General features: G+C 46.0%; 22 protein-coding genes. 19 read left to right on the forward strand and 3 right to left on the reverse strand.

Annotated elements, in window-relative coordinates; genetic code table 11:
• The first annotated feature begins 68 nt into the window (after positions 1-68).
• The 9 genes from ACFVRY_RS12770 to ACFVRY_RS12810 all read left to right on the forward strand — a co-directional run bounded on the left by ACFVRY_RS12770 (position 69) and on the right by ACFVRY_RS12810 (position 9,232).
• Positions 69-785 (forward strand): transglycosylase SLT domain-containing protein, encoded by a 717-nt coding sequence (locus ACFVRY_RS12770; RefSeq protein WP_387500570.1) that lies wholly within the window; start codon positions 69-71, stop codon positions 783-785.
• Positions 786-995: 210 nt separating this feature from the next.
• On the forward strand, positions 996-2,147 hold the full coding sequence (locus ACFVRY_RS12775; protein WP_387500571.1) for a cysteine desulfurase family protein: 1,152 nt from the start codon (positions 996-998) through the stop codon (positions 2,145-2,147).
• A 3-nt stretch (positions 2,148-2,150) separates the two neighbouring features.
• Entirely contained in the window at positions 2,151-3,434 is a 1,284-nt protein-coding gene (gene thiI / locus ACFVRY_RS12780) for a tRNA uracil 4-sulfurtransferase ThiI (RefSeq protein WP_387500572.1), read from the forward strand.
• A gap of 98 nt (positions 3,435-3,532) precedes the next feature.
• Positions 3,533-4,192 carry a TerC family protein gene (locus ACFVRY_RS12785; protein ID WP_387500573.1) on the forward strand — a complete coding sequence of 220 codons (660 nt, stop codon included), beginning with the start codon at positions 3,533-3,535 and terminating at the stop codon, positions 4,190-4,192.
• Between the two features lie 288 nt (positions 4,193-4,480).
• Positions 4,481-5,014: a hypothetical protein gene (locus ACFVRY_RS12790; protein ID WP_387500574.1), complete on the forward strand. Its 534-nt coding sequence runs from the start codon at positions 4,481-4,483 to the stop codon at positions 5,012-5,014.
• Positions 5,015-5,235: 221 nt separating this feature from the next.
• Positions 5,236-7,077: a translational GTPase TypA gene (typA, locus tag ACFVRY_RS12795; RefSeq protein ID WP_387500575.1), complete on the forward strand. Its 1,842-nt coding sequence runs from the start codon at positions 5,236-5,238 to the stop codon at positions 7,075-7,077.
• A gap of 145 nt (positions 7,078-7,222) precedes the next feature.
• On the forward strand, positions 7,223-7,519 hold the full coding sequence (locus tag ACFVRY_RS12800) for a YlaH-like family protein (RefSeq protein ID WP_066364195.1): 297 nt from the start codon (positions 7,223-7,225) through the stop codon (positions 7,517-7,519).
• An 83-nt stretch (positions 7,520-7,602) separates the two neighbouring features.
• The gene (locus ACFVRY_RS12805) at positions 7,603-8,700 is read left to right on the forward strand and encodes an LCP family protein (protein WP_387500576.1); all 1,098 of its coding nucleotides are present in this window, start codon (positions 7,603-7,605) and stop codon (positions 8,698-8,700) included.
• Between the two features lie 76 nt (positions 8,701-8,776).
• The gene (locus tag ACFVRY_RS12810; RefSeq protein ID WP_387500577.1) at positions 8,777-9,232 is read left to right on the forward strand and encodes a PNPOx family protein; all 456 of its coding nucleotides are present in this window, start codon (positions 8,777-8,779) and stop codon (positions 9,230-9,232) included.
• A 35-nt stretch (positions 9,233-9,267) separates the two neighbouring features.
• On the opposite strand, the gene ACFVRY_RS12815 is transcribed toward ACFVRY_RS12810, so the two are convergent.
• Entirely contained in the window at positions 9,268-9,837 is a 570-nt protein-coding gene (locus tag ACFVRY_RS12815) for a YhcN/YlaJ family sporulation lipoprotein (RefSeq protein ID WP_387500578.1), read from the reverse strand.
• 105 nt (positions 9,838-9,942) lie between these two features.
• Between ACFVRY_RS12815 and ACFVRY_RS12820 the strand changes: the two genes are divergently transcribed.
• From ACFVRY_RS12820 to ACFVRY_RS12830, 3 genes are all read left to right on the forward strand, one after another.
• Positions 9,943-11,274, forward strand: coding sequence for a PhoH family protein (locus ACFVRY_RS12820; RefSeq protein ID WP_387500579.1), 1,332 nt, complete (start codon positions 9,943-9,945; stop codon positions 11,272-11,274).
• Between the two features lie 156 nt (positions 11,275-11,430).
• A complete protein-coding gene (locus tag ACFVRY_RS12825; RefSeq protein ID WP_387500580.1) occupies positions 11,431-11,643 on the forward strand; it encodes a hypothetical protein in 213 nt (70 codons plus the stop codon).
• A 154-nt stretch (positions 11,644-11,797) separates the two neighbouring features.
• Positions 11,798-13,021 carry an ABC transporter substrate-binding protein gene (locus ACFVRY_RS12830; RefSeq protein WP_387500581.1) on the forward strand — a complete coding sequence of 408 codons (1,224 nt, stop codon included), beginning with the start codon at positions 11,798-11,800 and terminating at the stop codon, positions 13,019-13,021.
• Here the strand turns inward: ACFVRY_RS12830 and ACFVRY_RS12835 are convergent.
• Complete coding sequence (locus tag ACFVRY_RS12835) at positions 13,013-14,218, reverse strand: coiled-coil domain-containing protein (protein ID WP_387500582.1); 1,206 nt, start codon at positions 14,216-14,218, stop codon at positions 13,013-13,015. The two genes, ACFVRY_RS12830 and ACFVRY_RS12835, sit on opposite strands and share 9 nt — an antisense overlap.
• Before the next feature lie 116 nt (positions 14,219-14,334).
• The gene (locus ACFVRY_RS12840) at positions 14,335-14,571 is read right to left on the reverse strand and encodes a DUF2626 domain-containing protein (protein WP_066364179.1); all 237 of its coding nucleotides are present in this window, start codon (positions 14,569-14,571) and stop codon (positions 14,335-14,337) included.
• Between the two features lie 344 nt (positions 14,572-14,915).
• Here ACFVRY_RS12840 and ACFVRY_RS12845 point away from each other — a divergent pair, with 344 nt between their 5' ends.
• From ACFVRY_RS12845 to ACFVRY_RS12875, 7 genes are all read left to right on the forward strand, one after another.
• Positions 14,916-15,566, forward strand: a complete 651-nt coding sequence (locus ACFVRY_RS12845) for an RsfA family transcriptional regulator (protein ID WP_387500583.1) — start codon at positions 14,916-14,918, stop codon at positions 15,564-15,566.
• 133 nt (positions 15,567-15,699) lie between these two features.
• Entirely contained in the window at positions 15,700-16,680 is a 981-nt protein-coding gene (locus ACFVRY_RS12850) for a ketopantoate reductase family protein (protein WP_387500584.1), read from the forward strand.
• A gap of 16 nt (positions 16,681-16,696) precedes the next feature.
• Positions 16,697-17,074, forward strand: a complete 378-nt coding sequence (locus ACFVRY_RS12855) for a DUF3397 domain-containing protein (RefSeq protein ID WP_387500963.1) — start codon at positions 16,697-16,699, stop codon at positions 17,072-17,074.
• A 150-nt stretch (positions 17,075-17,224) separates the two neighbouring features.
• On the forward strand, positions 17,225-18,934 hold the full coding sequence (locus tag ACFVRY_RS12860; protein WP_387500585.1) for a peptide ABC transporter substrate-binding protein: 1,710 nt from the start codon (positions 17,225-17,227) through the stop codon (positions 18,932-18,934).
• A 219-nt stretch (positions 18,935-19,153) separates the two neighbouring features.
• The gene (locus ACFVRY_RS12865) at positions 19,154-20,086 is read left to right on the forward strand and encodes an ABC transporter permease (protein WP_387500586.1); all 933 of its coding nucleotides are present in this window, start codon (positions 19,154-19,156) and stop codon (positions 20,084-20,086) included.
• 2 nt (positions 20,087-20,088) lie between these two features.
• Positions 20,089-21,036 (forward strand): ABC transporter permease, encoded by a 948-nt coding sequence (locus tag ACFVRY_RS12870; protein ID WP_387500587.1) that lies wholly within the window; start codon positions 20,089-20,091, stop codon positions 21,034-21,036.
• Positions 21,037-21,603: 567 nt separating this feature from the next.
• Positions 21,604-22,524 (forward strand): ABC transporter ATP-binding protein, encoded by a 921-nt coding sequence (locus tag ACFVRY_RS12875; protein WP_387500588.1) that lies wholly within the window; start codon positions 21,604-21,606, stop codon positions 22,522-22,524.
• The last annotated feature ends 259 nt before the right edge of the window (positions 22,525-22,783 follow it).

Below are 22,783 nucleotides of genomic sequence, written 5' to 3' on the forward strand. Positions count from 1 at the left end.
AAGGCGTATTTTAAAAATGGATTGTAATACATTCAATATAGAGACCGACAAAAGAAAGGAATGTCAGCATGGGGATGAATCCGGTACAAGCCAACGGGGCTGGTCAATTGAAATGGGTCAATCTAAAGACAGGGGCAGTGACAGGGCCTTCGGACAAGGTGAAGGATGCGAAGGATACCCCGGTTTCGGGAAAATCGTCCGCTGTGTTCTCAGCAATGCTGCAGGAAGGGACTGCACAAGGAGATTCGCTGAAGAGTCTTGATACAACTGCTGCTCTGGCCGATATGGCTGCTACTAGCCCACTTCTCTGGAAGAATCTTGGTGCAGAGGCATCAGGGAGCATTTCCGGGGAAATAACGGGGACCAAGTCCACCGATTATGAGGAGCTTATTCAGGCGGCAAGCGCTAAATATGGTGTGCCGGTTGATCTGATCAAAGCTGTAATTGATACGGAGTCCTCCTTCAATCCCAATGTGGTATCCTCCGCGGGAGCCAAGGGATTGATGCAGCTGATGGATGGCACGGCAAGCGGGCTCGGGGTATCCAATCCATTCGACCCGGCGCAAAGCATTGACGGGGGCGTTCGGTACTTGTCGTACCAGCTTCAACGATTCGGCGGTGAAGAGAAGATGGCACTGGCGGCTTATAATGCCGGACCGGGCCGGGTGACGAAACTGGGTGTCAGCAATGATCAGGAACTAATGGCCAATCTTTCTCAGCTTCCAAAAGAGACTCAGGCATACATCTACAAAATAGAACGCGCCCGCGCACAATACGCGGTATAATAAAAAGGATCAAACGGGATTTCCTTCTTGGGCTACATGCCCCGGCAGCCCGTTTGATCCTTTTCTCTGTGTCAGGAGCAAGAAAAGGATTTCTGCTTGCTGGTTAAAGGAAGGCTTTTTGAACAAGCTCATATAGTGTAGAATCAGAAGACTGTACTTGTAACGTCTAAAATCTCGCAACTCATCAGAAATAAAGGAGACTAACGATATATGCTTTACTGGGATTACGCCGCCGCTGCCCCACCTTATGAAGAGGTGGTTCAGACGATGGAACAAATCATGAACCTTCACTATGCCAATCCTTCCTCTCTGCACAAAGCTGGCATGGAAGCGGGGAAGCTGGTCAGACGGGCGCGGGAAGTCTCTGCAGCTGCTATTGGAGTCAAGCCAGAGGAGATCCTCTTCACATCAGGGGCTACGGAGAGTAATAACCTTGCCATCAAGGGCGCGGCGCTCCAATATGAGAGCCGGGGCCGTCATTTGGTGACCACGGAGCTGGAGCATCCGTCTGTTTATGAGAGCTGTTTGCAACTGCAACAGCGGGGATGGGAGATTACCTTTATCGCTCCTGAAGACAATGGAGTAGTGAATCCTGCTGCTGTAGCTGCTGCTGTGCGCAAGGATACGGTACTTGTCAGCGTCATGCATGTCAATAATGAGATTGGTACGATTCAGCCCTTGGATGAGATCGGGGCGTTGGTGAAATCAGCTAATCCTCGAACGTTGTTTCATGTGGACGGAGTACAGGGCTTCGGGAAGCTTCCAGTAGAATTGGATGCATGGAAAGCCGATCTGTACAGCCTATCTCCTCATAAAATTCGCGGTCCGCGTGGTGCGGGCTTGCTCTACGTTAAGGAAGGCGTTGCCCTTTCACCACTGCTGAGCGGTGGCTCTCATGAAGAGGGGCTGCGAGCTGGAACGGAGAATGTCCCGGCAATTGTAGCCTCCGCCAAGGCTGTGCGAATGAGCGGGGAAGGTCGACAACAATTATATAATCAGCTTGTGCCACTGCGTGACAGACTGCTGCATTTTCTGCGCGGCATTCCGGAATTTGTCGTGAACAGCGGGGAGAAGGGCGCGCCCCATATTGTACATTTTTCCTACCCGGGCATGAAGGGTGAAGTTATGGCTCGCAAGCTGGAAGAGCTGGGTATGGCGGTATCCACTCGTTCAGCCTGTTCTTCCCGACTAGCTGAGCCGAGCCGCGTGTTGCTGTCGATGGGGCGGTCTTCTCAGGAAGCGCTGGGCGGCATCCGGATTAGCTTCGGTGACAGGCATACTTTTGAGGATATTGCAGCCTTAGAAAAGGCGTTGATCAAAGCAGTACAGGATTTGAAGATTGCAGAAGGAGGCGTGAAATAAATCATGAGTGCCAACCATGAAGTCCAACCGAATTCCGGCAGCAGCATTGAATACGCCGATATGCTGCTTTTACGTTTCGGAGAGTTTACGTTAAAAGGCAAGAACCGGGCACGTTTTGAACGGACGGTATTGCGTCATGTCAAAGAAATCATCAAGCCGTATCCCGACATCGTACTCAGCAAAGAATTTGGACGCATCTATGCAGAGCTTAATGGAGAGCCTGCTGCGGAGGTAGCCAGTGCCTTGAAAAATGTATTCGGGATCGCCTCCGTCAGCCCGGTGAAATGTGCTCCCTCGGAGCTGGAACAGATTATCGCAGTAAGTCGCGAGCTGTTAGTGAGATTGGCGCCTGCGCCTGGCACGACTTTCAAGGTGAATGCCCGCCGGGTATGGAAAGAGTTCCCGTATGGCTCTATTGAGATGAACAAGTTGGTGTCCACACCGCTCTTGCAGGGTTATCACGGTCTGACGGTGGATGTCAAATCACCACAGTTGGAGCTGCGAATAGAGATTCGTCAAAACCAGACTTATATTTTCTGTGAAAATATTGAGGGGGTTGGCGGTTTCCCGCTGGGTACCAATGGCAAGGCTTTGCTGTTGCTGTCGGGCGGCATTGATAGTCCGGTAGCCGCGTGGTCCTCGATGCGCAGAGGGCTAGAGGTCGAATGCATTCATTTTTACAGCTATCCTTATACCAGTGAACTGGCCCGGCAAAAGGTCGTTGACTTAGCACGTGTTCTCTCCAGATACGCAGGGGTAATCAAGCTACATCTGGTTCCGTTCACAGCGGTCCAGACGTCTTTCACGGGGATCGGACAGGATAATCTGATTGTTACGCTGATGCGCCGGGCCATGTTGAAGATTGCCACCGGCATTGCAGAGCGGGAGGGGGCATTGGCACTGGTAACGGGCGATAGCCTCGGACAGGTCGCCAGCCAGACACTGCCTAGCATGAATGTTATCGGACGCGCTACGCAGCTACCGTTGCTCCGCCCACTTGTCATGATGGACAAGAGCGAAATTGTGGATGTGTCCAAGAAAATCGGGACCTATGACTTGTCCATTCTTCCCTATGAAGATTGCTGCACCTTGTTCGTTCCGAAGTCACCCACCACCAATCCCAACCTGCGGATTGTAGAGAAGATAGAAGCGACGCTTCCCGGTTATGCAGCGCTACTGGCAGAAGCTGTGGCAGCTACCGAGACCATTGAGATCACGCCATACGGGGATGAGAAGCCGATAGATGTGGTTAGTGCAGAAGCTGGATTGCAAGAGGAATGGTTCTAACAGCTCTCATTCTCCTCCTCCGAAAAATGGGGTAGCCAAGCATAGCTTGTCACTTTCGGACATACATGTAATTACATGTAGTTCGAGGGGGTAAAAGTATGGATTCAATAGTGCTGCTGGGTGAAATATTGATGATCAATCTGGTACTTAGCGGAGATAATGCTATGGTAATTGCACTGGCCAGCAAGGATCTTCCAGAGCATCATCGCAAAATGGCGGTGTGGTGGGGAGCAGCCGGGGCAGTGATCCTGCGTTGTCTTCTGACCTTTGCCGCAGTCCTGTTGCTCAAAATTCCGTTTATCCAGGCAGGCGGTGGGCTTTTGCTGTTGTGGATTTCCTTTAAGCTGTTGGTGGAGGAAGAGAACACGCTGCGGATCTCCGGGGTATCTACGATCTGGAAATCGATTCGGACGATTCTTCTGGCTGATTTCATTATGAGCCTTGATAATGTACTGGCCATTGCAGGGTTAGCCCAAGGAGATCTGTCTCTGATTGTCATTGGCATCGCGCTCAGCATTCCGATTGTCGTCTGGGGCAGTGGAATTATCGTCAATTTGCTTCATCGTTTTCCATTGCTCGTCTTCATCGGTGCTTATATTTTAGCTTATACTGCGGGGGATATGCTGCTGCAGGACGCCAAGTTTGGCCCGATGGTTTCTTTGGCTCTGCCGTCGCTGCATACCTCGCTTCCGCTCTCCCTGGGCATTGTGGTGGTAGTAACGGGAGCGCTCAAACGGCGTGCTACCAGAATCGTTTAAAGCAATCCCGACAAGGGTGGCCTCCGAAAGAGGCCATCTTTTTTTTGAAATATAAGAATTTGTAAGTTTTACGCTTTAAATTATTCTTATATTTCTTGCTGAAACGGATACTGTCCCTTTGAGGACAGCAAAGTCGTTTCTACTTAGGTTAGAGAACGTGGCATTGTGTCCATAATGAGAAGAGATAGAAGAATGTGGTGTTTTGACCCATTTTCAGCTAAAATGAAAGTGAATTCTGTCGTAATTCGGGGCTGAAGTGCTCGAAGAAGCAGGAAGTGATGTTGAACCATGAAGGGATGGATGAGAGAGATGTCTTCCAAAAATGACATGAAGCTTGGGATTTTTATTGCCGCTGCCGGCATCGTGATTTTATTCGGGAAGCTGGGAGTCTTCGGATTTTTGGGGCGGGCGCTCTGGCCCCTCGTGATTCTGCTTCCGGGTCTTTTGCTGTATGTATTGTTCTTTAATCGCCGGATGTCCGCTACCCTGTTGATTCCTGCTGGAGTTCTGACCGTGTATGGCATTCTGTTCGGACTCTGTAATATCTGGGGTTGGGGCTTAATGAGACATTTGTGGCCTCTGTTACTGATTGGCATTGCATTAGGACTATATCAATATTCGCTCTATTCTCCTTACCGGAGTAGAGGGCTCGCCGTTGGTTCCGCAGTAATTGGTTTGCTTAGTGTTGTCTTGCTAGTGTTCAGCCTACTTGGAACAGGATTCCTCTATGTACTTGGTGCTGTTCTGGTCCTGGCGGGCCTCTGGTTGATTGCCGGACGTGGCAAATCGCGGGGCGGGAAGAAATGGAATGGTGGCTGGTAAACTGCATTTGCACAAACAAGCATATAAATAGGAAAAATTTAAGCGAAAACCAGCGTGTTTTTTTCATAAAAAGACTTGCTTTTCATGGTGCTTTCACTATAAAATTAATGTTATGATAAAGCGTCGGCTTTCCGCCAGGCGCTTCTTTTGTGAGATTGTCGTGACATGCTCAGAATTTGAACAGATTTAATTTGATAAATGAGAGGATTTGGATACAAATCATGCATTCAAGAAAAGACATTCGCAACATTGCGATTATTGCCCACGTTGACCATGGTAAAACAACATTGGTTGACCAGCTTCTGCAGCAGTCCGGTATTTTCAGTGCCCATGAGACCCTACAGGAGCGCGCCATGGACTCCAACGATCTGGAGCGCGAACGCGGAATTACGATCCTTGCCAAAAATACTGCAATTACCTATAAAGAGTTCTTGATCAACATTGTAGATACCCCTGGACACGCCGACTTCGGCGGCGAGGTTGAGCGGATTATGAAGATGGTTGACGGCGTAGTACTCGTTGTTGACGCTTATGAAGGCTGTATGCCACAAACGAAGTTCGTACTTCGTAAAGCGCTGGAACAGAATTTGAAACCGATCGTCGTTGTGAACAAAATCGACCGTCCGGCTGCCCGCCCTGCGGAAGTTATTGACGAAGTACTTGATCTGTTCATCGAGCTTGAAGCCAGTGACGAACAACTGGAATTCCCGGTAGTGTATGCTTCCGGATTGAACGGTACTTCAAGCCTTAATCCAGAGAAACAAGATGACAACATGTTGGCCCTGTACGAAACAATCGTTGAGAAGATTCCTGCTCCAACTGAAAGTGTTGAAGAGCCGCTGCAATTCCTGGTAACTCTGATGGACTATAACGAATATCTTGGTCGTATTGCCATTGGCCGTGTTAACCGCGGTGTGGTTAAACAAGGTCAATCCGTTACAGTTATTATGCGTGACGGCAAGAGTAAGACTGCACGGGTTGAGAAGCTGTTCGGCTTCCAAGGTCTGAAGCGTGTAGAAGCAGAAGAAGCTGGCGCTGGTGACATCGTTGCTATCGCTGGTATCAAGGATATCAACATTGGTGAGACAATCGCTGATCCTGCACATCCAGAAGCATTGCCTGTCCTGAAGATTGACGAGCCAACCATGCAAATGACGTTCCTCGTTAACAACAGTCCGTTTGCTGGTAAAGAAGGCAAATGGGTAACTTCCCGCAAGCTGCGTGAGCGTCTGATGAAAGAGCTGGAGACAGATGTCAGTCTGCGCGTACTTGAAACAGACAGCCCGGATGCGTTCGTAGTATCGGGACGCGGCGAGCTTCACCTCGGTATTTTGATCGAGAACATGCGCCGTGAGGGATATGAAATGCAGGTATCCAAGCCTGAGGTTATCGTTAAGGAAGTCGATGGTGTCAAAATGGAGCCGCTTGAGCGCCTGATGATCGACGTACCGGAAGATAGCATGGGTTCGGTTATGGAGAGCCTGGGTAGCCGTAAGGCTGAGATGGTGAACATGATTAACAATGGTACTGGACAGGTTCGTCTGGAATTCTTGATTCCTGCACGTGGTCTGATCGGTTACAACACACACTTCCTTACATTGACTCGCGGCTATGGTGTAATGAACCATGCGTTCGACAGCTATGCTCCGTTGATTGGCGGTCAAGTAGGCGGACGTCACCAAGGCGTACTGGTATCCACTGAGACTGGAACCACTACTTTCTACGGCATGATGGGTGTTGAGGATCGTGGTATTCTGTTCTTGGAGCCAGGAACTGATATTTATGAAGGTATGATCGTCGGCGAGCATACCCGTGACAACGATATCGTCGTTAACATTTGTAAGGAAAAAGCATTGACCAACGTTCGTTCCGCAACCAAGGACGATACAGTAAAAATGAAAACGCCACGGATGTTCTCCCTTGAACAGGCGCTTGAATATTTGAATGATGATGAATATTGCGAAATCACACCGAAATCGGTGCGTCTGCGCAAAAAGATCCTTAACAAGAGCGAGCGCGAGCGTGTAGAAAAACAACGTAAACAAGCACAAGCGAGCGTGTAAGTAAGAATCTAATAAGCCGTCGGAATAACATTCCGGCGGCTTATTTTTTCACAAAGAGATACATAGAAGGAATATTGAGGTTAAATTGGTGGACTGATGATATAATGTAAGCGTAACTATATTCGGGAGGGGTGTACTAAAAGCTATGCAAACCTGGTTCGCTAATCATCCTGTTATTGCTTATATTGTTATTTTCGTCTTGCTTACTTATGTTTACAATCAGGTGTTCCGGGTGAACCAGAAGCTCTCCATCGGCAAGGAAATTGTTCTTTACGTTATGATGGCGCTGGGTTCCGGGATGCTCCTTATTTTTCAGCACGACAAGCTCCCCATTATTCAATGTCTGCTTGTAGCCGTCAGTTTGATGCTGCTTGTACGGGTGCGATATTTTGTCGAAGCAAGGCAGAAGAGGAAGGCGGCTGGCGGGGTGAAACGCTCCTAGTTCGCAACTTTTTACTACTTTAATCGTCTATATAAACAGTAATATCCTGTATTCCAATGAAATGAAAAGGACTTTATTCTATTATGACACGCAACAATAATGAACTACCCCCGAGAAGGTCTGCGGGGAATCCTAGCACAAGACCTGAAAACGGCAGGAAGCAGCCTGCCAAAACAGTCGCTAAAAAGAGCACTAAAAAGAAAGCTAAAAAGCGAGGGTTTGGGGCCAGACTCGGCCGTGTGCTTCTTACTATTCTGATCGTTGCCATTGTTGGGGGTCTAGGGTATGGCGGCTATCTTTACTGGAAGCTGGAGCATGGGATTCTGGATACCGGTATAGACAAGCCAGTTCCGCCTGAGCAGTCTGCCACAGTCAAGCCGTTGACGATACTCCTTCTTGGAACCGACAGTCGGCCGAAGCATGAATCCTTCCTGACAGATGTCATCATGGTGGCGTCGCTGAACCCGGAGACCAAATCGGCCACGGTAGTGTCACTCCCGCGTGATACTTATGTGGAGCTGGACGGATACAAGAAAACGAAAATCAATGAGTTCTATACACGTTTCAAGAGCAAGGAAAAGACCTCTGGCGGCTCAGCTGAGGAAGAAATGAAGACCATGATGGGCAAATACCTGAATGTGAAAATAGACTATGTGACGGTTCTTGATTTCCAGGGCTTCCGTGATATCGTTGATAAACTTGGCGGCGTTAAAGTGAACGTCAGTGCGGATATGTGCTATAAGGATAGCGCAGACGGAACCAATATTAATCTGAAAAAGGGTCCGGCTGAGCTGAACGGCGATAACGCACTCGATTATGTACGCTACCGCAAATCCAATTGCAAGCCCAAAACAAAGGGCTCTGATGATTTTGACCGCAACAGACGCCAGAATGAAGTGTTGAACTCATTGATCGATCAGGTTCAGTCATTTGGTGGTGTCATGAAGATTGGCAGCATGCTGGACGCCGTGAATGACAATATGAAGACGGATGTTGAAAATAGCCAGCTGAAGGATTTGATCGCTACCTATTGGAACATTTCCAAGCAGCATGTGGAGTTCAAGCCTGTAACGGGCACATGGAAAAGTCCTTATGTATATATTAATGAGAAAGAGCTTGAGACGGCGAGGCAGAGTCTTCATAACCGAATCGCTGGTGTTAGCCAAGAGGGTAATAACTAAAATTGAATGCAAGTTTCTCGCTATGTTATAATATACTTAATTGAATGCACTTTTGCGTCATAGGGGGCCTGTACTCATGTCCGAAGCCGTTGCTCTGCTTAATGAATCCCTGCTTTCGATGCTGCAATCCGAGACGTTTGTTCTGCTTAACACTGTCGATGCCGAAACTTCAGGTCCTACGTCCACGGCTATTTCGTGGATTTATGCAGTGAGCCCTTCCGTGTTACGGATCGCAGTGGATCATCGTTCACGACTGGTGAACAATATGAAGGTTAACCCTATGGTAACAATCACTGTGTTCGGCGAGAGCACGGTTCATGCGATCAACGGACGTGCTGCGGTTAGGCAGGATCATCTTGACGATGTGCCCTTTAATATTTGCTGCTTTGATGTTGAAATTGAAGCGGTGCGCAACGCGCTTTTTTATGGTGCGAAGCTGGACTCCGCTCCACGATATGTAAAAGTATATGATCAGCGTGCAGCCGAGAAGCTGGACGGACAAGTATTTGCTGCTATGCAAAAAGCCCGGTGAGGTCATCACTGGGCTTTTTTTGTCAACTTATGATGTTATTGTTTTCTGGGTTTGGTATCTTCCGGAATTTGCGGAATGATTCGTCCGACAATGTCTGCCATCTCTGAGGCGAATCCTGACACGGGACGGCCTTTGGAGATATGGTGACTCATCTCGGCAAGTCTGCTGGAAAGGTCCATGTCGGCAGTGACCAGGGCATTAACGCTTCGTGGATCTTTGCGGATGGCTTCGGCCACGGAATACTTGATGCTTCCGACCCGTGATCTGCTGAGCGAGCCTTTGACGTCAAGCCCAACAATCGCGGTTTTACCCATCACTACACAGTGTGCGCCATCTACACCGGGTACTCTTTTAGCCAGCTGCTCTAAGTGATCCTTAAGTGCAATCTCGCTTCCCGCTTTGGTCGTATGAGTGACTCCGCTTTGTGATGCGGATGAAAGCGGTACGGCAGTGGTATTATTCAACTTCCGAACTTCGTGGCCCCCTTTGTTGCCTACAGCCTGAGCCGACTGTTTATCCTGAGGAGAGGGTGATGTCTTCTTATTAGCGATACCGCAGCTTGTCAGCAGCAGCAGTACCAGCAACAGACACATTGATTTTCTCATATGTGATTACTCCTTTCGGTCAAAGATTAGTTCTGGGATTATCTTTTCCCATGACGGAAAGAGTTATGTATGACCAATCAAACCAGGCGCTGTGGAGGGGATAACATGAAAAAAATATTTGTGCTGGATACCAACGTGCTTTTGCACGACCCCAATTCGATTTTTTCTTTCAAGGAGCATGAAGTCATCATTCCTGCAGTTGTATTGGAAGAAATCGACTCCAAGAAGCGCAATGCCGATGAAATTGGCCGTAACGCCCGCACCGTGTCCCGTCTGCTGGACGGACTCCGGGAACAGGGCCACCTGCACAGCGGAGTGGAACTGGAACATGGAGGCATGCTGAAGGTAGAACTAAATCACCGCAGCTTCGTGAAGGTTCAGGAGATGTTCGGTGAGGTATCGAACGATAACCGGATTTTGGCGGTTGCGCTCAATTATTTAATTGAAGAGAATGAGAAGCCTGATCCGCGCCCTGTGGTGCTGGTGAGTAAAGATGTATTGGTGCGAATTAAGGCGGATGTGCTTGGTGTAACGCCTGAGGATTATTTGTCGGACCGTACCGGAGATCTAAATGAGCTGTACACTGGCTATCAGTCGCTGCATGTGCATCCTTCTTTGATTGATGAATATTACAGCAATCGTTATTTGTCTATTAAACAACTGGAGCTGCCTTACCGTCTGTATCCTAATGAATTTGTAATCCTCAAGGATGAGATCGGCAGCGGGAAATCGGCATTACTTAAAGTGAATAATGATGCTTCACGTTTGGAGCCGTTATATCTCGGAAACGATGCCGTTTGGGGCATCAGTGCTCGCAATGCCCAGCAACGCATGGCACTGGAACTTTTGCTGAATGATGATATACCGCTGGTAACGATTACTGGCAAGGCCGGAACAGGCAAAACATTACTAGCACTTGCCGCAGGGTTGTTTAAGGTCGAGGATGAGCATAAATACAAAAAATTGCTAATCGCCCGCCCGGTTGTACCGATGGGCAAAGACATCGGATACTTGCCTGGTGAGAAGGATGAGAAACTTCGTCCATGGATGCAGCCGATTTATGATAATCTCGAATTTCTGTTCGACACGAAGAAATCGGGAGATATTGATAAAATTCTGATGGGGCTTGGCAGTATCCAGGTCGAAGCCTTGACCTATATCCGCGGCCGTTCGATTCCTGCACAATTCATTATTATTGATGAAGCGCAGAACCTCTCCCGTCATGAGGTGAAGACCATCGTTTCCCGGGCTGGGGAGGGAAGCAAAGTAATCCTCATGGGCGACCCTGAGCAGATCGATCATCCGTATCTGGATGCAGCGAGCAACGGGCTTAGCTATATTGTAGAAAAATTTAAGCAACAAGGCATTAGCGGCCATATAACTTTAGAAAAAGGCGAGCGTTCCCGCCTGGCTCAGCTAGCTGCGGATCTTCTGTAACAGCTTATTTGCCCTAATCGTCATTGTTGTCCTAAGTCGCTATACCGCACTATTCATCCTAAAAATGGTTCTAAGCGCTCCAACTGCTCTAGCAGCATAATTCTACCTTTAATTGCTTATAGCCTCTCTAATCCGCTCTAATCCGCTCTGGAACCTATGTTTTACCGCCGGGAGTTTAATCACTCCCGGCTTTTTGTTGCCCCGCCGCATGAAAAGGCAGTGAATCATGTTTTTGAGGTGGCAAGCCGTAGCGTAGAGGGCGGAATTATTCTGGAGAAGCGCAGCGTTCGCCTTTATCCTCGGATTTCAACCACTATAGGTGGTTATTCAAATCAGGAAATCCGAGGAAAACAGCGATCAGAAGAATAATCCGCACGCGAAGCGTTCAGGCACTCCGAGAGTTCTTGCATTCCCTGTCTTTTCAAATCTATATAATAGAAAGAGAACGTTTTCACAGATACAGACAAGGGGGGGAGGGTCTGGTAGAATAGGGGAGAGGAAGTGCCCCGGGAGGAGAACAATCGTGCTGAGACGCAAAAACTACTGGCTGCTATTTGCCATCCTGCTGCTGTCGCTGACAAGTCTGTCACCGAGCATGCAGGTAAATACGAGCAATGGCTCGCTTGAGGTCAATAGACGGCAGAATCCTTCTGCTTTTCCCGATTCGAGTAAGGTCGGAACAATTGATAATCTACAGATTACTGTAGCACTCAGCCCTGCGGAATTTACTGAACTGAAGGCGCTGAGCAGCAGCTATTCGTTGTCCAGCGGTGTTAAAATAGACTTGAAAAATATAGACATGGCGGATGCTGAGAAAATCTTGCTGAAGGATTTGACCATCGGCGACAGCCCAGATATTATCATGACCGACGGGCGAAAGATTCTCGATCTGGCCAAACACGGCTATCTGCTTCCTATTGATGTATATAGAAGTGTTCCAGGCAGTGCTCCGCTTACCCGGCTGATTCCGCAAATGCAGTGGAACGGCTATGACTGGGGCGTGCCGCTGGATATTGATCCTTATGTTTTGGTGTATTCCCCGCAGCGGCTAACTGAACTTGGAATGCCTTCATTGCCACGAAATGTGAATGAGTGGAATCTTATGTTGGAGAATCTCCGCAAACAGCCAGGCAAATATCTGCTCGCCCTGGACACCCGTACTCCTTACGGATTTGCAGCTGTACTAGAATCTATGGGGACTAGCATGATCTCCGTGAAACCGGAGACGCTGAATTGGATGCAGCAAGCGCTGGGAGAATTTTATTTGAGCAGCTATCCAGATGCTAAGATATGGGACAAAATTCAGGATGGCAGTATTGCCATTGCAGCTGTTCCGTACTCGGAATGGAAACGATATGGGAATGCTTCCTTGAAGGCCGAAGGACTGCTTAGTGCGCATAGCACCAACGGGATTGAGAGTATCTACAGCCGCTCGTTTGCTTTGCCTGCGCAATCCGAACACCCGGAGGAAGCGGTGAAATGGCTTGCTTTTATCACTGGAACGACTTCGCAACTGGATTGGCTGGAAGCAACGGGGGGGCTACCCGCGCTGGATGAAATCTATCGTTCCGGGCCGCCATCCGGTGTAATACTACCGTTCGATTCGCATTTGCTGCTGGCAGAAGAAGCCGCCCCCGATGATGAACCGGAAGGCGGCTGGAAGAAAATGACTGAAGCGGTTGCCTTATTTCTTGCAGGCAAGCTGAATGTTACAGAGCTTCAGAAGCAGCTCCAGATATCAGAATGAGACGGCAAGCTTGACCTGCAGCAGGCCGTCCTTGCTATCGACCTCAGTTGCACGGAGGAAAGAGACGATTTTCGCCGGATAGAAGCCTAAGTCGAATTCTTTCTCCAACGCTTTATTGGTAGTGGCCGGCAGCTCAAGTCCATTAAAGATAATTTTATCGACATGGAATAACATCGCATTGACCGGTTCATTCTGGATCGTATAATGTCCGGTCAGAGCCAGTGACAACTTACCGCTTTTGCCCGAAGCCGTCACGGAGCCTTCATTGAAATGAAAAGCAAAACCGGTGAACAGCTTGTTCTGAGACTGTAAGAAATCATTGAGATCCTCTTCCTTAAGACTTAGCTGATAAGTTATCCCCTGGCGGGTGAGCAACCCTTCGCGCTTCTGGACAAAGTCTGGTAGATTCTTCATCGCGGAGGCCAATGCTTTAAAGTAGGTCTTCACTTCATGAAGCCCGATATTCTCCCAATATAATGAGAACTCTTTCAGTAGTGCATTCATGCTTTCCGGATCACTGCTGCCTCGGATTCCTCCTTCAATCTCCTTATGTAGAGCCGTTACCCTGATTTTTTGCTCCTCAAGTGCACTTTTGAGCGTTGCCAGCTCTTGTGAACTTCGCTTCGCAGCTTGAAGTGTTGCTTTCAAACTTTTGTATTGTTTCTCATACTGCGATAAAATATCGCGGTCCCGCCCGATGATAATTTCATAGAAATCCCACAGAACAAGCACTCTGCTGATGCTTTTGGCGGACAGAAACGCTTCCAATAGTCCATCCCGATCTCCCATATAATAAGAACGAATAATCGCACCAGCGCGTTCCTGCTGATCTGCAATCGCAGTCTTTTGTTTGGCAGCCTGGATTTCCAACCCCGCCACTTTGTTCTCTAGAACTTCTTGATCACCATTAATCCGGGTGATCTCTTTCTCAATCTCGGTAGAAGACAAGGTCTGCTCCAGCAGCTTGCGGGTCTCTTCATTATCAGTAAGAGAAGCGGGCGGAGGCGCGACAGTACCGACAGGGTCAGCAGACAGATATGCGGAGGGAACCAGTGGCAGGAGTGCGCAGCAGAATAAAATGAGTATGGCTGCAATCATACGGCGTATAGAAGGACGGGAGAGCACCACACCACCACCTTTGCTTGTATAAAATAGTTCAGGATCAGAAGTACCAATATTACTAATGATATGATTCACCCTGCTAAAATAGCATACTCCGTTTTTAAGTCCATGTCCTATAAAAAAAGCATGCAAAAAAACGGAAGAGCCCCTTGCAATAAGGGGACATCGTCCGTTCCATGAGAGAATTACGCTTATAACGGGAGACCCATCTGGAATATCGTCCAGTAGCTAAAGCCAGTGAAGGTCACAATCATGTATCCCCAGAAGAGTAGAATGTATGTCTTTTCAGTAAATTTAAGATACCCCAGGATGACGAAGAATGCGGTTTGCAAAAAGAAGAGCAAGGCCATTTCGGTCAAATTTCCGGCAAAAGCCATCAAGCCGATCGCCAGCGTGAAAAACCCCAACACCCGAAACATGCGGTCCAAGAGCGAGTCCCCCTTCAAATATGTATCTTCATTCCATTTATTTTAATTATACCCGCTGCGGAAATCAGTGTAAACGAATTCATCGAAAAAAAGTGCGGATTTGTGAAAAAATGTGATTTTTACAATTGACACATTTTCTGTAGGAGGGTTCAAGAGAATTAATAAAGCATAATGCGTATGAGGTGTACGTAAAATGGAAATACAATTTAGTATCAAATAGATTCTATGAACTCTTTAAGAGGCATAGAAATGGAGTAAGCAGCTTTTATCCCTATTCACTACCCGGCGGAGCTGCCGGTTATGAAGATGGTTATTTCAAGATGTTGTTAGGAGGTTTGGCTTTTATGACAGCCGTTAGACAGGACGCTTGGAGTACAGAGGATGATCTAATCCTGGCAGAAGTAACTTTGCGCCACATTCGGGAGGGTAGCACTCAGCTTGCTGCTTTTGAAGAAGTGGGAGAAAAAATCGGCAGAACTTCCGCTGCCTGCGGATTCCGCTGGAACAGCTGTGTCCGCAAGAGTTATGAAGATGCGATCAGCATCGCTAAGGGGCAACGCCAGAAACGCAGTTATTTGAAGAAACAACCGGCAGTAAGAGGTGCACAGGTAGCTGGTTTGATTCTGGGAGAAACGGAAGAGGATTACACTAGAAGTGAAGGGCTAACCGAGAACACATTGTCTATTGATGCGGTCATCCGTTTCTTAAGGCAATGGAAGGGAACTTTTCATGAGGCCGGCCGGCAGCTAAAAATGCTTGAGCGGGACCTGCGGGAAAAGGAGGAGGAATTGACCGAACTGCGGACGGAGAATGAGCGTCTGTCTAAGGAAGTCAATCTTGCACAAACCGATTACAGGGTTGTAAATGACGATTATAAAGCATTGATTCAGATTATGGACCGTGCTAGAAGGCTGGCCTTTCTGAATGAAGAAGAAGAGGAACTCAAGACCCGCTTTAAGATGGATGCCAATGGTAATCTGGAGCGAATTGAGTAAAGTTTCTGAGCTTCGAGAATCCCGCAATGTGCAGGTGCAATCACCTGTCTTGCGGGATTTTTGCTTTTGCTTTTGCTGAAGGGGGCGGGATATACTAAGGGGAAACTATGGGTAAATGTGGCAGGGGGCAAGTATGAGAATAGATATTATAGGCGCGGGGTCACTGGGGCTGCTGCTGGCCGGACGGCTTATTTCAACTGGGAACGAGGTCAGACTGTGGTGTCGCGGGAGCCAGCAGGTCCATGCGCTGCTGCACAGCGGGATCAGCATTAGTTATGAGGATGAAGGAACGCCAATTAGAATTAAAAGCGATCTTTTCTATGCAGGTTTGGTTAGCGATTTTACCGAGACCTATCTACGAGAACCTGCTAGCTGCGTTGTAATTACCGTTAAACAAAATGTTTTGCATGATGATTTACCTGGGATATTGCAGCCACTTCGCAACGAGCGTCCTAGTATTGTATGTTTTCAAAATGGAGTTGGACATATTGAGCTGCTGAAAACACTGTTCCCGGAGAGCAATATATACTCAGCTGTAACCACCGAAGGCGCCAAAAGGAAAACATTAACAGAGGTTATTCACGCTGGAAAAGGGGAAGTATGGATAGGGAAGGTTCCAGCAGAAGCCTTCACGGGAGTCACTTTAACGGGGGCTCAGGATAATTTTGAAGCAATTCATTTACTTGAAACACTTTCAGTTGCAGGATTCTCCGCGTTTTTGTCGAATGACATGAATACCATGATTTACCGAAAGCTCTTAATCAATGCTGTAATTAATCCACTTACTGCCCTTTGGCGCATTCCGAACGGGAAATTGCTCGCCTCCGAGGAACGTATACAGATCATGAGAGAACTGTATGATGAAGCCATCGCAGTATATGAAGCATGCGGTATCCCTTATGAAACCGATTCATGGGAGGTCATCGCACAGGTATGCCGATCCACTTCGGGTAATACCTCATCTATGCTTGCGGACGTTCTTGCCGGAAGGGCAACGGAAATCCGCTGGATTAATGGCAGTCTTGTAGAAATGGGAGAGCGTTCCGGCCTGGCGGTTCCACTGCACCGCTGCATGTGCCGACTGGTAGAGGGTATGATCGCGGAGGAGAGGTGAGGTTGCCTTGGAATTTTTGCAGAATTCGTTCGTTACACTAAGTGTTATTCCGGTTGTCCCCTTTTTGCTTGTTTATTTTATCGGAACAGGTATGAAAAAAGACAGGAGAAAGATCTTTTTTCTGGCCATGGATGTTAGCACGATTTTTTTATTGCTATCGGTCTCCGCGCTTTTTAATAACATATTCAGTTCCAAATCCGGCTTCTATCTTATACTACTTATTGTATTAATATCCGCTGGACTGATTGGTGGAGCGCAAAATCGTATGAAAGGAAAAGTGGACGGTAAACGAATTCTACGCGCAGTTTGGCGGCTCAGTTTTATCGTAATGAGTACTTTTTATGTTTTGTTCATGTTCGTAGGCCTCATAAAGTACATATCACAAGCCATGTAATGTTCCACTACTTCGGTGAAGCGTCAACGTCACAAAATTTTAAAGTTTTAAAAAAAATGTGTTTTCAGAAAACATTAGTCTAGATTTTTTTGACCACTGGTTGTATAATCATAAACCATATACCACATTCTATTTAGGGGGAACTGCTAGATGAAGAAGAGTAAAAGTCTATTGCTTATGATTGCTCTAGTTCTTGTAATCGGCACAGCGCTTGCTGGTTGCGGCGGGAACAAAGCAAACAATGGCAACACAGCCAGCCCAACTAACGCGGCAGGCAACACAAACACAGGTAGCGGTGACGAAAAACTGGCTGCTGACCAAACGCTTAGACTTAATATGAGTGCAGATGTACCGACATTTGATCCTGGACAAGCTCAGGACAGCCAAGCGAATGTGGCTCTTAAGTTAATGTATGAAGGTCTAGTGCGTATTGACAAAGATGGAAAAGAAGGCCCAGGCGTTGCTGAAAAATGGGATGTTTCCCCAGATGGATTGGTTTATACATTCCACTTGCGCGACAGCCAATGGAGTAATGGCGATCCGGTAACTGCAAATGATTTCGTGTTTGCATGGAAACGGGTTCTTGACCCAGCAACTGTACCTGCACCACCATATGCACAACAACTGTACTATTTGAAAAATGCAGAACAATTTAACAAAGGTGAAATTAAAGATTTCTCTCAAGTAGGTGTTAAAGCAGTTGATGAGCACACTCTTGAAGTAACTTTGAATAACCCAACTGCATATTTCTTGAACTTGATGTCCTTCTATACCTACTTCCCGGTTCACAAATCGGTAGAGGGTAATGAGAAATGGGCAACTGATCCTAAAACAATGATTACAAACGGACCTTTTAACCTTAGTAGCTGGATTACAGGTCAATCCGTTGAGTATACTAAGAATGATAAGTATTGGGACAAAGATGAAGTTAAATTGAATAAAATCACTGCTACAATTGTAAACGAAGCATCTACAGAAGTTCTTAGTTACAAAAATGGTGAAATTGACCGTTCAGGCGCACCGAATGGTGACATTCCACCAGACCAAATTCCTGTATTGAAAAATGAATTGCCAGATGACTTCACACTGAAGGCAATTGCAAGTATCTACTACTATGAGTTCAATACTAAAGCAGAGCCATTTGACAATGCGAAAATCCGTAAGGCTTTCTCAATGGCAATCAGCCGTCAAGATATCGTTGATAAAGTAACGTTGGGCTCCCAAGTTCCAGCATTCGGCTATATCCCACCAGGTATTAAAGGTGCAGCTGAAGGTAGCGAATTCCGTTCCGACTATAAAGACGACTATTTCACTGAGGATTATACAGAAGCCAAGAAATTGCTTGAAGAAGGTATGAAAGAAAAAGGATATACTACATTGCCACAAGTTACATTGATCTACAATACAAGCGAAGGCCATAAGAAAATTGCTCTTGCCATCGCTGATATGTGGAAAAAGAACCTTGGTGTTGACGTGAAAACTGAAAACCAAGAGTGGGGCGTATTCATTAAAAACCGTCAAAATGGCGATTACCAAGTAGCACGTGCTGGTTGGAACCCAGATTACAACGATCCAATGACATTCTTGGATATGTGGAAAACTGGTAATGGTAACAACGACATTAAGTTCGACAATGCAGAATATAACAAGTTGCTTGATGATGCTTATAAAGAAGTAGACAATACTAAACGTATGGAAAGCTTCCACAAAGCAGAAGAAATTTTGATTAAAGATGAGATGGGTGTTATGCCGATCTACTATTACACTCAAGTTTCTCTTGTGAAACCATACCTCAAGGGCCTCACTTCCCAGTATGACGGTTCTGTAGATTACTCTAGAGCGTATTTGTTGGAACACTAAAAGTTTGCACAAATATTATGTTTTAAAATAAGAGTGCATGTTATAAACTTTAGGGATATATGTGGTAACACATCATATATATCCCGTTTTTTTGTGTAAGTCCAATGATGTGTATTTTTTCCTCATTATCCATAAACATGTATTGGACAAGAGGTCTGGTTTTTCCTACAATTGAAAAGGATTGTTTTTTAACTCGAAAAAGGAGGTGCGCAGTAGGATATGGTGCGTTATTTTTTAAATAAATTTTTCTACATGCTAGTATCTATTTTGATTCTCATCACTGCAACATTTTTTCTAATGAAAGCAATACCTGGCGATCCATTTATGTCTGAAAAGAAAGTTCCACCTGAAGTACAAGCTAGACTTTACCAGCAGTACGGTCTGGACCAACCTGTCTGGAAGCAATATCTGAAGTACATGGGGAATATTGCGCAAGGTGATTTAGGGATCTCTATGAAGCAGTTGAACCAAGATGTAAGTGGCTTGATTGGAAAAACATTCTCTGCTTCTTTAAAACTTGGACTAGTTGCTATAATTGTGTCAGTTGTAGTGGGTGTACTTTTGGGTATGCTTGCCGCCTTGTATCATAGGCGCCTAATTGATAATTTAGCAATGGTGGTGGCGGTCTTAGGTATTGCTGTACCGAGCTTTTTAGTCGCTGCTCTACTCCAGTATGTCTTCTCTTATAAATTGCACATGTTCAGAGTTATGGGCTTCACTGGGCCACTGGATTATGTATTGCCGGTAGCTGCGTTAAGTTTTCAGCCGATTGCATTTATCGCTCGCTTGACACGTTCCAGTATGCTTGAAGTCCTACATGCAGAGTATATTAAAACTGCAAAAGCCAAGGGATTAAGCTGGGCTCACATCATGTTTAAACATGTCATTCGTAACGGAATAATGCCTGTAGTTACCTATGTTGGACCGATGACGGCTAACATTGTAACGGGTTCAGTGGTTATTGAACAAATTTTTGGTATTGGCGGAATCGGAAAGCAATTCGTACAAGCTATTGGTGTTCGAGATTATACGCTCATTATGGGGATAACTATTTTCTACGGAGTGTTACTTATGCTTGCGCGTTTTGCAACAGATATTCTGTATGTGTTTATCGATCCTCGAGTTAAGCTTGTTGGAAGAAAGGAGGGTTAGTTTTGTCTGCAAATCAAACCATATCATCGCAGAGTACACAACTTAAGCCGGAGGATTTCGTGCAGGTTGGTACAGATAAAAAGGTAGCCGAAACTATAGAACGTGAGAGTATTTCTGCTTGGAAAGACTCCATGTACCGTTTGCGTCAAAATAAAATGGCCATGACAGCTTTAATTGCGATGATTATCATTATAATCGCAGCGATTGTTGGTCCGTTTATTTCGAAATTCAATTACTACTCAAATGATTTGTTGAATACTAATCAGCCTCCTTCATCAGAGCATTGGTTTGGAACCGATGATTTGGGACGGGATATGTGGGTACGGACTTGGATGGGCGCACGTATTTCACTTATCGTCGGATTGGCTGCAGCCATGATTGACTTGCTCATCGGGGTTATATACGGTGGAGTCATGGGATATTTTGGCGGGCGTGTAGATGAGATTATGAATAAATTCTCGGAAATTCTTTATTCTATTCCTTACCTGCTTGTTACAATTCTTTTGCTGGTTGTTTTAGAGCCTAGTTTAGGCACAATTATTTTGGCGTTAACAATTACAGGCTGGATTAATATGTCATGGATTGTTCGCGGTGAGATCATGCAACTCAAAAATCGTGAATTTGTTCTCGCTTCACGTTCGATGGGGGCAGGATCTGGTCGTCTATTGTTCCGCCATTTGTTGCCGAATGCAGTGGGGCCGATCATTGTAACCATTACTCTTTCTGTTCCAAATGCGATTTTTGCAGAAGCTTTCTTAAGTTTCCTAGGTCTAGGTGTTCAAGCACCAGTTGCATCACTTGGTTCTATGGTTAACGATGCCAGAACTGGTTGGATGACTTATCCTTGGCGGATGATTTTCCCTGCCGTCGCGATTAGTGTGACTATGCTTGCATTTAACGTTCTAGGTGATGGTCTTCGGGATGCATTGGATCCTAAATTGAAAAAATAAGGATTCTGGGGAAATCAATTTTACAAGTTCAGTGTTTTTCAGCATAACTGTTTAATTCATGATTTCCTCTGATCTTCTCGTTAATTTAAAAAGACATTCAGAAGGGTCATAACATCGAAAACGATTGCTAAAGTTCTGACCCAATATCAAGCATGATCAGCATTTGAGTCCATCATAAGGTATTGGAGTGCTGAACCTGGTTGATATAAATGATACAGGTATCCGTTGTAATCAACATTCTCACAATTTTTCGGGTATGCGATAGTTGTTGGTTACTATCGCGTTATTTTGTGTCCTGAGTGCTGATTAAAGACGAGCGGCGTTTTGCTTAACGTTACTATTCTTCAGAATGTAATGTTGCTTGTAACATGAATGGAAGAGATGTTGTTTTAATTAGCGACACACAGCCTTATTCTTTTAATCACCGATCGTCTATCTGTCACTGTACGTTATTGTGATAAGGTACATACATGTGAATGGTTCGATCCCGGTGTCACAGAATTCAGTATATGTGTATTTGCTGCATTGCTGGAATCTGCATTTGATGGCCAAGGAGGTGCAGTTCTTATGAGTAAGAACTTGATTGAAGTAGAAGGTCTTAAAAAATATTTTAATGTAGGTAAAGGCAAGGTACTTAAAGCGGTTGATAATATCAGCTTTAATATCCGCGAGGGAGAAACGCTGGGTATGGTAGGTGAGTCTGGTTGTGGTAAAACTACAGCAGGACGTACGGTTCTTCGTTTGTATGAGCCTACTGCCGGAAGCGTGAAATATAACGGGACTGACATCTATAAATTATCCTCAGGAAAAATGAAGGCTTTTCGTCGGGATATGCAGATGATCTTTCAGGATCCATATGCATCTCTGAATCCGCGATTTACCGTTTCGGATATTATTGGCGAGGCGTTGGACATCCACGGTATGGCTGGAAGTAGTAGCGAGCGCAAAAAACGTATTGAAGAATTATTGGATATGGTTGGTCTGAATCATGACCATGCCACTCGGTATGCTCATGAATTTTCCGGTGGACAACGTCAACGGATCGGTATTGCTCGAGCGCTTGCCGTCAACCCGAAATTTATTGTTTGTGACGAACCAATTTCTGCACTGGACGTATCCATTCAGGCGCAAGTTGTCAATCTTCTTAAAGAACTTCAAGATCGCATTGGATTGACATACCTCTTTATTGCCCATGATTTATCTATGGTTAAGCACATCAGTGACCGAGTAGCGGTAATGTATCTTGGGAAAATGGTGGAGCTTGCAGAAAGTGAAGAACTGTATTCGAACCCGATACATCCATATACCAAATCATTGCTATCTGCAATACCAGTTCCTGATCCGGAGATTGAGGCGAACAAGAAGCGGATTCATTTCCATGATGAATTGAAAACGCCGATTTATACTCAAGGCCAGAAAGATACTGAGGCGGATTCGCAGTTGGTTGAGGTATCCAAAGGGCATTTTGTGTCCAAAGCGTATGCTTAATATTAAATGAATTTCAAAATCATCATAATAGTATGATGATTTTGAAGTGCACCCCTTAGAATGGCTATTGGATTAACCGCTCGGTTATCTGATGAGATTCTAAGGGGTGCATTTTTATGGTGATTAAAGGATAAGGTTGAGCCTAATGAATGCATACTAAATAAATAAAAATTAAGATCGATAGGTAGTCAGCCCAACCTTGATTTTCGGTTTAAGATAAGTGACTCTTTGACGAAGTCCCCTCCTTTGGATACAATCA

Origin of the sequence: Paenibacillus sp. NPDC057934 (assembly GCF_042887565.1) — a bacterium.
GTDB lineage: Bacteria > Bacillota > Bacilli > Paenibacillales > Paenibacillaceae > Paenibacillus_AQ.

What these genes read in the sequence shown, in the direction of transcription:
- ACFVRY_RS12800 (WP_066364195.1), top strand. Translation starts at nt 7,223, where the DNA reads ATGCAAACCTGGTTCGCTAATCATCCTGTTATTGCTTATATTGTTATT.
- ACFVRY_RS12860 (WP_387500585.1), top strand. Translation starts at nt 17,225, where the DNA reads ATGAAGAAGAGTAAAAGTCTATTGCTTATGATTGCTCTAGTTCTTGTA.
- ACFVRY_RS12775 (WP_387500571.1), top strand. Translation starts at nt 996, where the DNA reads ATGCTTTACTGGGATTACGCCGCCGCTGCCCCACCTTATGAAGAGGTG.
- ACFVRY_RS12850 (WP_387500584.1), top strand. Translation starts at nt 15,700, where the DNA reads ATGAGAATAGATATTATAGGCGCGGGGTCACTGGGGCTGCTGCTGGCC.
- ACFVRY_RS12785 (WP_387500573.1), top strand. Translation starts at nt 3,533, where the DNA reads ATGGATTCAATAGTGCTGCTGGGTGAAATATTGATGATCAATCTGGTA.
- typA (WP_387500575.1), top strand. Translation starts at nt 5,236, where the DNA reads ATGCATTCAAGAAAAGACATTCGCAACATTGCGATTATTGCCCACGTT.
- ACFVRY_RS12810 (WP_387500577.1), top strand. Translation starts at nt 8,777, where the DNA reads ATGTCCGAAGCCGTTGCTCTGCTTAATGAATCCCTGCTTTCGATGCTG.
- ACFVRY_RS12875 (WP_387500588.1), top strand. Translation starts at nt 21,604, where the DNA reads ATGAGTAAGAACTTGATTGAAGTAGAAGGTCTTAAAAAATATTTTAAT.
- ACFVRY_RS12865 (WP_387500586.1), top strand. Translation starts at nt 19,154, where the DNA reads ATGGTGCGTTATTTTTTAAATAAATTTTTCTACATGCTAGTATCTATT.
- ACFVRY_RS12770 (WP_387500570.1), top strand. Translation starts at nt 69, where the DNA reads ATGGGGATGAATCCGGTACAAGCCAACGGGGCTGGTCAATTGAAATGG.
- ACFVRY_RS12845 (WP_387500583.1), top strand. Translation starts at nt 14,916, where the DNA reads ATGACAGCCGTTAGACAGGACGCTTGGAGTACAGAGGATGATCTAATC.
- ACFVRY_RS12790 (WP_387500574.1), top strand. Translation starts at nt 4,481, where the DNA reads ATGAAGGGATGGATGAGAGAGATGTCTTCCAAAAATGACATGAAGCTT.
- ACFVRY_RS12805 (WP_387500576.1), top strand. Translation starts at nt 7,603, where the DNA reads ATGACACGCAACAATAATGAACTACCCCCGAGAAGGTCTGCGGGGAAT.
- ACFVRY_RS12815 (WP_387500578.1), bottom strand. Translation starts at nt 9,837, where the DNA reads ATGAGAAAATCAATGTGTCTGTTGCTGGTACTGCTGCTGCTGACAAGC.
- ACFVRY_RS12825 (WP_387500580.1), top strand. Translation starts at nt 11,431, where the DNA reads ATGTTTTACCGCCGGGAGTTTAATCACTCCCGGCTTTTTGTTGCCCCG.
- ACFVRY_RS12820 (WP_387500579.1), top strand. Translation starts at nt 9,943, where the DNA reads ATGAAAAAAATATTTGTGCTGGATACCAACGTGCTTTTGCACGACCCC.
- thiI (WP_387500572.1), top strand. Translation starts at nt 2,151, where the DNA reads ATGAGTGCCAACCATGAAGTCCAACCGAATTCCGGCAGCAGCATTGAA.